12 protein-coding genes are annotated in these 12,534 nt (G+C 60.8%); all 12 read left to right on the top strand.

The genetic code is table 11. From position 1 onward, the window contains the following. Positions 1–4 precede the first annotated feature (4 nt). The gene (locus CJ010_RS10485; RefSeq protein WP_141017985.1) at positions 5–211 is read left to right on the top strand and encodes a hypothetical protein; all 207 of its coding nucleotides are present in this window, start codon (positions 5–7) and stop codon (positions 209–211) included. After that, positions 204–1,466, top strand: a complete 1,263-nt coding sequence (locus tag CJ010_RS10480) for a YiiX/YebB-like N1pC/P60 family cysteine hydrolase (RefSeq protein ID WP_205754931.1) — start codon at positions 204–206, stop codon at positions 1,464–1,466. Before CJ010_RS10485 ends, CJ010_RS10480 begins: the two co-directional genes overlap by 8 nt. Before the next feature lie 387 nt (positions 1,467–1,853). Beyond that, complete coding sequence (locus CJ010_RS10475) at positions 1,854–2,522, top strand: dsDNA nuclease domain-containing protein (protein ID WP_141017983.1); 669 nt, start codon at positions 1,854–1,856, stop codon at positions 2,520–2,522. Between the two features lie 29 nt (positions 2,523–2,551). After that, positions 2,552–3,586, top strand: a complete 1,035-nt coding sequence (locus CJ010_RS10470; protein WP_141017523.1) for an IS630 family transposase — start codon at positions 2,552–2,554, stop codon at positions 3,584–3,586. Positions 3,587–3,780: 194 nt separating this feature from the next. Further along, positions 3,781–4,254 (top strand): hypothetical protein, encoded by a 474-nt coding sequence (locus tag CJ010_RS10465; RefSeq protein ID WP_141017982.1) that lies wholly within the window; start codon positions 3,781–3,783, stop codon positions 4,252–4,254. Next, positions 4,244–4,798: a hypothetical protein gene (locus tag CJ010_RS10460; protein ID WP_141017981.1), complete on the top strand. Its 555-nt coding sequence runs from the start codon at positions 4,244–4,246 to the stop codon at positions 4,796–4,798. The genes CJ010_RS10465 and CJ010_RS10460 overlap by 11 nt, the downstream gene beginning before the upstream one ends. Then, positions 4,795–6,750 carry a hypothetical protein gene (locus tag CJ010_RS10455; protein ID WP_141017980.1) on the top strand — a complete coding sequence of 652 codons (1,956 nt, stop codon included), beginning with the start codon at positions 4,795–4,797 and terminating at the stop codon, positions 6,748–6,750. The genes CJ010_RS10460 and CJ010_RS10455 overlap by 4 nt, the downstream gene beginning before the upstream one ends. Before the next feature lie 565 nt (positions 6,751–7,315). Further along, the gene (locus CJ010_RS10450) at positions 7,316–8,836 is read left to right on the top strand and encodes a hypothetical protein (RefSeq protein ID WP_205754930.1); all 1,521 of its coding nucleotides are present in this window, start codon (positions 7,316–7,318) and stop codon (positions 8,834–8,836) included. 529 nt (positions 8,837–9,365) lie between these two features. After that, the gene (locus CJ010_RS10445) at positions 9,366–9,812 is read left to right on the top strand and encodes a TIGR03757 family integrating conjugative element protein (protein ID WP_141017978.1); all 447 of its coding nucleotides are present in this window, start codon (positions 9,366–9,368) and stop codon (positions 9,810–9,812) included. After that, on the top strand, positions 9,809–10,759 hold the full coding sequence (locus tag CJ010_RS10440; RefSeq protein ID WP_141017977.1) for a TIGR03756 family integrating conjugative element protein: 951 nt from the start codon (positions 9,809–9,811) through the stop codon (positions 10,757–10,759). Before CJ010_RS10445 ends, CJ010_RS10440 begins: the two co-directional genes overlap by 4 nt. A gap of 10 nt (positions 10,760–10,769) precedes the next feature. Further along, positions 10,770–12,176, top strand: a complete 1,407-nt coding sequence (locus CJ010_RS10435; protein WP_141017976.1) for an integrating conjugative element protein — start codon at positions 10,770–10,772, stop codon at positions 12,174–12,176. After that, a complete protein-coding gene (locus tag CJ010_RS10430) occupies positions 12,173–12,526 on the top strand; it encodes a hypothetical protein (RefSeq protein ID WP_141017975.1) in 354 nt (117 codons plus the stop codon). The genes CJ010_RS10435 and CJ010_RS10430 overlap by 4 nt, the downstream gene beginning before the upstream one ends. The last annotated feature ends 8 nt before the right edge of the window (positions 12,527–12,534 follow it).

The following is a 12,534-nucleotide window of genomic DNA, read 5'->3' as shown; positions in this document are numbered from 1 at the left end:
CATCATGGAGATGCAAAACGCCTTCAATCGAGCAGGAATGCAGGCCTTCTGGGTTGAGGCCATCGTTGGCGAGGACAACATTGCCTCGCAACGGCTGGCGGAGAAGGCATTGTCAGGGCCTGTGAAGAAGGCGACAGACAGCTATAGCGGAGACCCCATCGTTCAGTACCTGCGGCGAATCGATGGTCAATCGGAGTCGCGAATTGAGTGACTCGGAACTGCGGCCCAGGGTGTTCGTCACCGGCCTCATTCAGCCCGGCGATGTTGTCCTGACGACCACGCCCGAACCGATGAGCGAAACGATACGTAAGTTCACCGGCGCGGACATCTCTCACGCCATGATTTGTGTGGGTACGTCGAGCGTGATCGATTCCACTGGCGACGGTGTTCACGCACGAAACCTTGGGCGGATCATTCTTGAGCCAGGCTGTGCAGCGCATGTGCTTCGACCGACGGAACCACTGTCGACTGAGCAATTGCGCTCTATTGCCTCCTTCGCCAGAGCCGCGGTTGGTACTCGATACACAGTGACCGGCGCCGCCAAGAGCGTGTTGGCTGGTTTCGTGGCTGGCCGGAGGCAGTTCTGCTCGCGTTTGGTCGCGCAGGCCTACCGCGGTGCTGGCGTGGACCTGGTATCGGATGCCGACTTCTGTCACCCGGGAGAGCTCCTGAAGAGCGCGGCGCTTGTTGAAGTACCAAATGTGCTTAGGAACCTCAGCCCGGAAGAAGAGGCCTACTCGCGTGAGGATATTGACAATGTCCAAGCCATGCGCGATTCAACCAACGCTTTGCTTCAGGAGGCCCGCAAGCTGTCCCCTGAGATCGAGTCGCTGAACGATATCGATGCTTACCTGGTGGAGCATCCAGAGGGAGATGCTCAACTTGTGCAAGCCCTGCGATTTTCGAGGTACCTGGAACTGTGGCGAGATGAGTTCGAAAGGAACTCCTGGCAATATCACATTGCCATAATGGAGGGGCACAATGGCTCGGAGGAACGGAAGCAGACGTACTGTGAAGAGCTGCTGGCAGACGAGGAGTTGTGCCAAAACCGTTTTATCCTGAACCACGGGGGCTACGTTACCTTGAACACATCGCACCCTCGTCAGTACTTTGCTCTGATGGTAGAGCTGTATGACATCCTGACCCAGTTTCATGCTCGACGCGTTAAGGCGGCGACCGCCTGGCTCGAGCGTAGGGGACTGCTCAAGCCAGCGCCTCCCAAACTCCTCCGTCCGCACACGTCTGAGTGGTTTGCTGCGCTGCGCGAATGGAATCCCAAGCAGGCCGTAATGACGGAAGCGGCCATTCAGTCGAGGGGAAGTTCGGATGTGTGCAGTGTGTGTGCGGATGATCCGGCCCGTGATTACGCCATGGTGAGTATGCCTGCCGCTGGACCTGGGACGCTTCGGCTCTGCGATGACTGTTTTCGCATCCGCGCTCTCGAAGAACCGATGAAACCTTTCTGACCGCCTAAACTGCAGTGCGAAATTCACACTGATCTACAAGATCACTGTGAACCTGCGCGCCGTTCAACTGCTGCTTGGGCATTCCACCCTGGAACGCACCGTCGGATACCGCAGCATTGAGGGCGAGGACGCTCTGGAGATCTCAGAGCAGACGGAGATCCAGCCAGCGCACACCACGACGGCATAGCTGACTACCATACGGCCGCTTTCTGGCATCATGTCGGACAACTACTTCCGGCCAGTTGGCACTCGAGGAAGGTCCACAGCGGGCATTGATCGATTCAGGCCGGCCCGAGCAACGTCGCCTCGGGCCAACCAGACCTTCAGGCAGTTGCCTGTGTCGCATAGTTGCGCAACGTGCTCGGCGCTAGACTCGGAGGATTGCAGATGGGACGGAAGGAAAATGAATCCTTTCCGCTCGGGTTGCCGGAACAGGTCGACGGACTTGCGACAGCGCCCTCGGACCGGGGAGACGAAACCCAGGAGCGGTTTCGCTACCAATGGGCCATTGGTATGTGGCTACTGGCACAGAGCCTCACCGGAAAACGTCCAATTCGCGCTCTGTGGTGCGAGCATCACGAAGACTATCTACTAGAGTTGCCTGCCGGCCGCTACATCGCCGTTCAGGTCAAAACGGACAGCCGCGAAAACGCGCGATGGCGTTGGAGTGACGACGCACTAGTCGACTCGGTCGCACGGTTCTGCGCTTTCGAGAGAATCCATGGAGCTGTCATCGACGGCTATGAGTTCATCTCAAATGCGGCGCCTTATGTGCCGGCGGCAACGACGAAGAGGGTGGACTCGCTTGCGGCGAGCCCTGACCGCCTCATTCAGTGCTGTTCCCGGGCCTCGACCCATGCCGAGGTCGAACAACCATACAAAGCGGCCTTCACCGAGCTTGTCGGCAAGACAGGAGGCGATGCAACCGTGCTCTTCCAGGCCCTGCGCAAGCTCAGATTCGCGCAGGGGCCGGTTCTTCGAGGGTATGACGACACCTTGGCCGCATCGATTGTTCCGGGGCTACCTGGCTGCGCCGGGTTACTAACATTCTCGTAAGTATTGTCACAGCATGAGACAATACGCGCATGAAATGCAAACGGAACTCGGACGGTCGGGCCATCGACCATCACTCGCTTCAGGTCATGCGCCAACAGGCCATCAAGGCGGTTCGCGAAGGGCAGACAGCACAAAGCGTAGCGGCCGCCTTCGGCGTGAACGTGCGCAGTGTCTTTCGGTGGCTGGCCGACTTTGCGAGCGGCGGACAGAACGCGCTGCTTGCCAAGCCGATTCCGGGGCGCCCCTCGAAGGTGAGCGCCGAGGAGATGCGCTGGCTCGCTCAGGCAGTGCGGGAGAACACGCCGCTGCAGTACAAGTTCGAGTTCGGGCTGTGGACGCTGTCGCTGATTCGCGCGCTGATCAAGCGGCAGTTCGGCAAGGAGCTGTCGATCGCCACGGTCAGCCGGCTCATGAAGATGCTCGGATTCAGCGCCCAGAAGCCGCTCTACCAAGCATGGCAGCAGGATGCCGCGCTGGTGCGCCAATGGGAGTCGGAAACCTATCCGGCGATTCGTGCCAAAGCGCGTGCGGCGGGCGCGACGATCTACTTTGCCGACGAATCGGGGATTCGCTCCGACTACCACACCGGCACCACGTGGGCCCCGCGTGGGCAGACGCCGGTCGTCGAGGTCACCGGCCGGCGCTTCTCGCTGAACATGATTTCGGCGGTGAGCCCGCAAGGCGAGTTTCGCTTCATGCTTCACGAAGGCTCGGTCACCGCTACGGTATTCCGGGAGTTCCTCAAGCGACTGATGATCGGCGCCACCAAGCCCGTCTTCGTCATTGTCGATGGACACCCCATTCACAAGGCGAAGCTGGTTCGCGCCTACGTCGAGAGCCTGAAGGGGCAGCTCGAGCTCTTCTACCTGCCGCCGTACTCGCCCCAACTGAACCCCGACGAACAGGTCTGGGCGCACGTGAAGCGCCAGGTCTCGAAGCGCCTGGTGCAGGACAAGGACGAAATGAAGCGGCTGGCGCTGGGCGCGCTGCGCCGGATTCAACGCCTGCCGAACCTGGTCAAATCGTTCTTCCGCCAGCCGGAGTGTCAATATGCCCTTGCCTGACATTACTTTTTAGAAAGTTAGTAACAACGGTTTCGTGCTGCCGTCTGAGGGACGAGCTGATAGGGCTCGTTCAAGCCGCATGCAGATTGCGAGTCGATGGGATAGACGGTGCTGTCGCTTATCTCGCCACGAATGGCCGGCCTGATAGTGCAATTCGTGGGAAATGCATAACCCCAGAGTCGGCGGGCGAGTTGATGGCTCGCGTTCGACAACCAACCTTCCGGTTTGTCGATAGCGGAGCCGGTATCGACATCGGCGCCACGGTAGGGCGAGCCGAAGTGCTCAACCGGAAAATGCGCAATGCCTACCTCGGCAGTCAGTTTGAGCCATTGCGCATGCGCATGGACGCGGCAGACCAGCGTTTGATGGAGCGGGCGCTCCTAGAACCTGATTGCTTTGACGATATTGCGAACCAGCTCGTCAGCACCGTGCTGGTTGAGTGTAAGGACATCGAGGCAATGGCCTTTGACCATGCCGATGAGAAAACGCGTGGCCTTGCGATTTACAAGCAGATTCTGCAGCGAATGGACAGTCTTGCGAAGGAGGAGCCAGAGCGCGTATGTCGTGAGCCGAAAGACACCCTGATGGGCATCGCAGGCATGCTTTCTGGCGAGTGCAAGTTCGCCTGGGGTATCCCGCTGGACGAGGAGATCCAAGATGGCGCTTGAGCTTGCCCGTGCGCTCGCCGCGACTGAGCGAGACGACAACTTGCACATGGCGCGGCTGCTGCTCCTGATGGCTGCGCACGCGGGCGACAAAGGCCGGCCTGTCGAGGGCCTAACGAAGCTCGCAAAGTTGGACTTTCTGCTGCGTTATCCCAATTGCCTTGAGCGTGCGTTGGCGTCTGCCGGGAAGGACCCGGGCAAGGCGGAGGTGGTCGAATTTGAGCGAACAACTATTGAAAGCAAGATGGTTCGGTTCCGATATGGCCCTTGGGACCATCGATATCGCCGGTGGGTAGCTTTGATGGTGGCCCGCGGGCTGGTGGCCGTAGATGTCAAGGGAAAGACGGTTCAACTTTGGCCAACGCCAGAGGGGCTGGGCACGGCTACAGCACTGGCGGACCAAGAACCACTTGAGAGCCTTTCCACGCGCGCGAAGCTCGTGGCAAAGAGCTTTGGAAATCGCAGTGGAACGGACTTGAAGAAATTCATCTATGCCACGTTCCCGGAACTGACCGACATGAAGTGGGGGGAGGAAATCGCCATATGAGACTTACCCTAAAGAAGCTCCATCTGTCGCTCCGCAAATCGATTGAGCGAATCGACTTGCCAGGGGTCGTCTACTTCTTCGGACCCATCGGGTCCGGAAAATCCAGTATTGGGCGGCTCATCGACTTTTGCCTTGGCGGTAGCCACGACTGGACGCCAGCCTTACAGGCGGAAATGGTCTCGGCAGCATTGGAGATGTCGGTCAACGACGTTCCCGTGACGCTACATCGTGACAGGGACTCGAGTCAGATTTTGGCTTCCTGGCAAGAGGGCGAGGAGACTCTTCAGGTTCTGATACCGGCAAGGAAGGGGGCTAACGAAGTTCTGCCCGACTCGAGCGTCGCGGTGTTGTCGGATCTGTTGTTTCACTTAGCAAAGGAGGCTCCGCCATACGTGCGTCGGCGTAAGGGAGCTCCCGACGAGCGGCTTGAGCGCTTGAGCTTCCGGGACCTTTTTCGCTTCTGCTATCTCGACCAGAAGAGGATGGACAACATCTTCTTCCAACTGGACTCGGAGAACCATGCACTCCGAGCGAAGAGCGTCGATGCATTGCGATACGTCCTCGGCTATCGCACGGAGCTGGTTGCAGAGTTAGAGTCCCGGCTGCAGGACATCCGCGAGCAACGCTTGGGGCTGTTGGCTGGCGCTCAAGCGCTTGCAAAGGCACTAACGGATGCTGGGTTGGACGACATTAATGCCTATGACGCTAAGATTGAATCGACTAAGGCTGAAATCGATCAGGCGCGCGCGGCCGCACAGGCCGCGAGGCAGCAACGTTCGCCAGCACCGCATGCCGCGGAGGAACTGCGTGACCGAGCGCGGCGCCTTGCCCAAGAACAAATTGCGCTTGAGCAGGCCTCTTCGGACATCGACCTCCGGGTTGGTGAGCTTGAACGTCACATCAATGAGTTGCAGATGCTTTCGGTTCGCTTCCAGCGAACAGCTTCCGCGCGGATGGTTCTGGGGGGCGTTGATTTTTCGTCATGCCCTCGATGCACCCAAACACTCCCGGACCACGGCGTCGGGCTCTGTGCAGTTTGTGGGCAGCCCGAGCACATCACCAATGCAGTAGGGGTTCTCGACGAATCAGTGGTCAACGAGGATCTGCGTGCTCGTCAGGCAGAGCTGAAAGATACTTTGGCGCGCATGCGTACTCAAAGGCGGACCGTTCAGCTTCGCGCCGCCGAGATAGCAGCGGAGCGCAGCGCGGTGGACCGTTCGCTGGATGTCAGGCTGAGGGAGTATGACTCAGCGTTCCTCTCTCAGGCATTGCAGCACGAGCGCGATGTAGCCACTTTGGAGCAGCGATTTGATGAGATGCTCAGATACCGAAAGTTGCCAGACGTGCTTCGAGAGCAACGGGCGCAGGCGGAGGCCTTGAAGATTGATGAAGCAGAGCTGAGGGTCAAGCTGGACGCCGCCAAGAAGTCGGCTTTCAACGACCGAAAAAACGTTGAGTTACTGAGCGAGCTCTTCCTGGACTGCTTGGTGCGGGCGAAGTTTCCGGATGTCAGAGCCCACTATCGGGTAGAGATTGACCCTGCAACTTTTTATCCACGCATTCCTCTTGGCGCTGGCGAGACCCTTGTGGTGCTTTCCTTCGACAACGCTGGAAGCGGGGGAATGATGGCGCTGTTCAAAACTTGCTACGCGCTGGCCTTGCATCGGGTCTGCACACGGGCGGGCGACGTTAGGTTGCCTCCGGTGCTCATCATTGACACGCCAACCAAGAACGTCAGCTCGGTGGAGAACCCAGAAGTCATCGCAGCATTTTTCCGATTGGTCTATGAGCTCGCCGCAGGGGAATTGGTCGAGACGCAGTTTGTGATCATCGACAATGAATTCAATGCCGTGCCTGACGATATCGATCTTCCGATTAGCAGTCGACACCTTGTCAACGGCGACCCTAACAATCCGCCACTCATTCCCTATCTGGTCGGGGACTTTTCGTAGCGACAAGCTGCAGCGTTGAAGGGATCAGCAGCAGCATGAGCCGGCTGCACCTCCGACTGCGGCCACACGGGGCGGTCGGGTTCGATGGTCGGAATGACCGTAAATTCGTCTGTGGCGCTTTACGTCCGCAGCCTGCAGCTCAGTGGTTCTGCAAGAAGTGCGCTTGACTGCCGACTGTCCCAAGTGGCCGTTATGAACAGGTGTGCATAACGGCTAGGAGCGGTCTGTCATCCGTGGCCGCTTTGGGGCGGGGCTCCAAACTTACGCCACCATCAGAGGCCCTCTCGTGCGAGATTTTCGGGAGTAACACCGCCTCCGAGACGAGCCGCAATATAACTGGAAAGGGAAGAGTGCATGGCCATACCATCGGCATGGTCGTAACAACGTGGCTGCTCCGTAATTGCCACAACTGCTTCAGCAGAGCCCTTGAACCCCTTCAGCTATTCCCAAAGTTGACCACCATATGAACTCTGCAGGTATCGACACTAGCGCGCTACTAACTATGCTGGGCTTGATTGCTGCGGTTTGGGCGGTCGTGCCAAGCACTGCCAGGCTCAGCTTTCGGTTGAGCCTGAACTGGTTCGACTGGCCGGTCATCTGGGCGGCGTTGCTCATCATCCACGGGCTTTTCTTCGAGCCCGTCCTCACGGCACTCGGATTCCCTGCCTTTGGGCCCTGGTTGTGGGGCTTCGACAAGAGCGCCACCCAGTATCTGCTGTTCTTGCTCCTCGCCGCGTTCGTCTACTGGCGGTCGCGGAGGACGAGGCTGACACGGTGGAACCTCGGACTCTTCGATGATCTGACCACGTCGCTCTTGCATGCCGGGAAGTTCGAGGAACTCGCCGACTTGCTGGAGCGTCATCTCGCATCGGCGCTGAACCTGGCGGCGTCCACGAGCGTGCGCGGCCGCTTGGCCAACGCCATCCGCCCACCGCGTCCCGGCTTCCAAGTCTTATTCCAAGACAATGGGTCGATCACGTTAGGAGCGGGCGCGCCGACGAGCTGGTTATTCCGCAGATGGTTCAGCGTCCGTGAATGGTTTGCCGACTTGGTTGGCCCTTCCCATCGGGTGCTTCGCCGCGCAGCCATCGTCGTCAAGCGGTTGCTGTCATCCCATCGCTTGACCGAACACCTCGCGGTCGCTCGACCCTACCTGTGCTTGGAGGTCATGGAGCGCACAACGAGAGTTGAGGAACGCTTCCAAGACGAGTTCTTCGCCGCACTGTTGGCCAATGAGGCCAGCGTCTTCTACAGCGAACTCAAAAATAATGACAACTTCGGCGACGGCGGGCACCGCCTATGGCTGCCTGATGAGAACCGCCTCTTGCGGTTCTATTGTGCGGATGTTGATGTGGCAGCCCGTCTCGGGATCTACCGGTCTGTTGGCGAGGCCGTACTCGCGCGGATTGATGCGGATGAAGTTCTCGAGAAGAAGCTCAATGGGCGGCTGCTGACCTTCCAAGATGTTGGAAAGCACCACGACCCGGTGTATGCCGGCATCTGGTTCTTCAGGATCATGGTGCTGGAGGGGCTGCATCAACGTGTCGCCGACCATTTGTGGCTCCACTACATGCCTCACTTCGCCAGCCGCCTAGTCGACCGCGCTCGCGAAGTTCGGCCAGAAGACGAAAACTATGAGTTCCCAACGCCGCTGGCCTACCTGCTGTACGAAGTCGTCGACGCTACTGCTGTGTGGGTGAGGGATGCCGAGGCTCTGACGAGGCCAGGCGATGTGCTGCTTCCCGACCAGCACGAAGGCAGTCACATTCACATTTCCTTTGAAGCCGCAGAAGCCATCGGCCGTGTCATCGAGGCCATCCTGAGGTCGCCGCGCGTGCCCCGCCGACTCAAGGGCGAGTTGCTGGGTGTGGCGCTCACCACCCTGCGAAACTTGGAGCGGCGTGAACACTTGGCGGCGTTGTCCACGGTAATGCGGGCGTCCCTCATCGAACCCTACGGATTCCAGAAGCAGAACAACTATCTGGATATCTTGAAGCAGTGCTTCGATGAACAGGACCATGTGCTTCGGGCTTCCTTGGGGCGCTTTAGTGAGGAGCTCGACGCTGCTCGGGGACGTGAGCTCTGAGAACTACTTTGCGTTCAGAACGTGAGCAAAATCGACGCATTCCCTACTACTGGTTTGCGGTTCCAGATCCGAGGCTCCGAATGTCGTAAATGGGTTGAGTCCGGCTACAGGCAGACGGGCGAAGCGGTCATTTAGTGCGACCTTGATGCCTACAGCAGCTGACTGAAGGATTGCGGCCATTGGTAGCGCGGCGCCCCAATGACCGTTTCGGCCGATCAGTACTCAGTCAGTCCGCGCCCTGCGCGCCCGCTCCGCTCGGCAACCTGCCGCAGGGCCATCGAGATGATGAATGGCTCTTCCAAGCGTCTTACAGTCATAGGCATTTCGCTTCCCAACCCTGTATTGCACAAATCAGTCTGTTTCGAAAATGTGGTTGGATGCGTGTATCCAACCTCAGAATGCATCTAGCCGTTTTTTTGATCAGGGGACGAGCGCAGTAATCGGTACACGCGCGGAGCGCTTTGTTTGTCGATTTGATGGGGCTTTCAGGGTTTGACTACGACCCTGATCAACTCCCAAGGTGCCCGACATGCAGGCCTTCCTTTCCATGTCCTTGCCGGGATGGCCGGCCCTCTGCATTGCCACCGCAACGACTGCTGTGCTGACCGCAGTCAGCGCTGGCACCTTCGCCGCCGATGTCCTCGTCGTCACCGACAGCCATCACCCAGTCAAGCCCATGGGCGGCGAGCGGATCATCGAGTTGGACCGGCCCGCACGCATCGAGGCTGAACTTTCCGCAGGCCTGCCCACCGAGCCCGGCCTGGCCACAGCCCTCGCACGCCAGCGGCTGAGCGGCGGCCATGGCGATTTGCAGCGCCGGATGGGGCAGGCCTACCAGGGCGTAGCCGATGCCTGGGGCCTGGGTATCAGCAAGATTCCAGCGGTGGTGGTCGATCGGGGCTACGTGGTCTATGGCGAACGTGACGTGGCGAGTGCCGTGGCGCGTATCGATGCCTATCGGAGCGGCCACCCATGACCTGCCTGCTGACTGCGCCGACACGGCGCCTGCGGTCAGCCGTGGCCACCGTGCTGTTCAGTGGAGCGGCATCGGCCTTCGCCCTGAACACCGCCACCATCACCGCGTCCGCCCTGTCCGTAGACTGCCTGGAATACCGCGTGGTCGGCATCTGCTACTGGCTGCACTGCACGTGGACGAGTTGCTCGGTGCGCACCTCGGTGAAAGTGCGCCACTACATCCCGGATGCGGTGGTCTCGAGCTATTCGAACACCGGCGAGAACCCGTGGACGGACGTGCGGGCGATGAGCCCCCCGAACGACTCGGCTCAGGCGGGCGGCGACGGCACCACCAACCACGACAACGAGAACAACTTGGCGAAGTTCAAGAACGCGGACGTGATCGGCCATCCGGGTGGCTACGTGTTCAGCCAGTTCGCCAGCCGCACTGGCTATACCTGCGAAGGCGCGGGCACGGCCTTCATGGCGTATCTGCTGAGCACGCTCGACACGCTGGCCTGGCGAAACAACATTCCCGAGAAGTACTACCCTGAGGCGCGGACCCCTGGCATGCGTGAAATCGGTAGCCGCTCTGGCGCCAACCTGTGGGGCAACGTCTATCCGCGGGGGGGCTTCCTTCACCAGAGCGATGACTACATGAGCGCTGCCGTGGTGGCGCAGCGGGCGGGCGATATCGTGACGCGCAGTAATCAAGCGCACGTCTACCAGTCGCTGCTGGCGGACGCCCAGGATGGATATTGGCCCGCGGGCGCCCTGAAGGAGAGCGATGCCTCCACCGGCAAGTGGCAGGAGCTGACGCCAACCCTCTCCAACACCTGCGCGGTCTTTCCGCACAGCGACACGCGCGAACAGGCCGAGCAGGGCGATTACGCCTGGGCCTTGTGGCGGCCCTATGCCTGCTGTGAGCGCAAGGGGCAGATCTTCCTCGGCAGCGTCGATTTCCAGTGAGGAGTCTCCGATGAGAACTTCCGTCTCCCTTCTCATCCGCAGCGCCCTGCCCCATGCCCGGGCTGCGGTCCTCGCCTGTGCCGTGGCGGCTGCGAGCAGCGTGGCGTGGGCGCAGACCCGCATCGACCCAAATGGTGTCAGCGTGAGTGGCAGCGTCATCGGCGACGATGTGCTCTACAGCATCGGCGGCGGTCGGGCCGTATCCATGGGCGGCGCCGGGAACATGCAGAGCATTGGCGTGGGCGTCGGCTGGAACAGCAACCTGATCTGCGGTGACATGAGCATCACGACCACACTGCAGAACCAGTTGAACGGGATCACCAATGGTTTCCAGCAAATCATGTCCTCGGTGATCCAGAGCGCCACCAGCGCTGTGGCATCGCTGCCGGCGCTGATCATCCAGCGCGCCGATCCGGGTCTCTACAACCTGCTCACCAACGGCGTGCTGCAGGCCCGCCTGGATTTCGACCGGTCGAAGATGAGTTGCCGGGCCATCGCCAGCCGGATGGCCGACATAGCCGGCGGTCAGACCGGTTGGGATCAGCTTGCCGAGGGGATGTCGCTGCGGGACTCGGTCGCGACCAATGGCGACGCGGTCTCGGCGGTCGAGCAGGCCGAGTCGAACAAGGGCAACAACGGCGTGCCCTGGGTCGGGGGCAGCAATGCGGGGGGCTCGGGCCAGAGCCCGATCAAGGTGGTGGGCGATGTGACCCGCGCGGGCTACAACCTGCTCAACGGACGCAGCGTCTCCGACACCTCGTCGATCCCGCCCGCGTCCTGCGGCAACCGGCTGGCCTGCCAGACCTGGACTTCACCGCAGGCGGCTGCGGATTTCGCGAACCGCGTGCTGGGCGAGCGCGAGCAGCGCACCTGCGAAAGCTGCACCAAGACCCAGACCACGCCGGGCGTCGGCCTCACACCGGTGATCCAGGAGGAGTACGAGACCAAGCTGCAGGCCTTGCAGGAACTGGTAACCGGCGCCAAGCCGACGACGGTAGCGAACCTGGAAGCAGCGGGCAGCAACTCGCTGCCGATCACCCGCGGCGTGATCGAGGCCCTGCGCGACGAGCCCGACCAGGATCTGCTGGGCAAGCGCCTGGCCTCCGAGGCAGCGCTCTCCAGTGTGCTGGAGAAGGCGCTGCTGTTGCAGCGCACGTTGCTCACCGGCAAGAAGGAGCCGAACGTCGCGGCCAACGAGCTGGCGGTGAAGGCGGTCGACCAGGAAAACAGCGCGCTGGAGCAGGAGATCAACAACCTCAAGACCGAGCTCGAATTGCGGCGCACGCTGGCCGGCAACGCCGCGATGGCGATCGTCCAGCGTCACGGCACCCGCGCCGCGGGCTCACGCGGCATCTTCGAGGGCGACACGACGCGCGACCGGCTCAAGGAAGTGCAGAAGCCCCGGAGCACGCCATGAGCGGCCGGACCTGGCTACGGCCTTCTCGGCTGCTCAGTCGGCGCATGGGCGTTGCGCTGCTGTGGGCGCTTCTGATCTGCGGCGTTGCGGTGACCGTAAACGTCACCGCCATCCACGTCGTCGGCAGCATCGATGCTTGGGAGCGCTGGCTGCACGCGCACTCGACCCACTTCCTGGCCTGGCGCCTCGTGCTCTACGCGGCGACGGCCTATGGCTGGTGGTGGATGCGGCAGCGCCTGCGGCGACGCGAGCCGGAGGCCGAGACACATCAACGCTTGCAGCGCGTCGAGATCGCGGCCGTAGTCACCGTCGTGTTGCTCGAAGGCAGCCAATGGCTGCGCAACGGCTGACGCGAGGA

The organism is Azoarcus sp. DD4 (genome assembly GCF_006496635.1).
Classification (GTDB): Bacteria; Pseudomonadota; Gammaproteobacteria; order Burkholderiales; family Rhodocyclaceae; genus Azoarcus.
The sequence above is the reverse complement of the archived record's forward strand: the minus strand, read 5'-3'. Positions and strand labels throughout refer to the sequence as shown.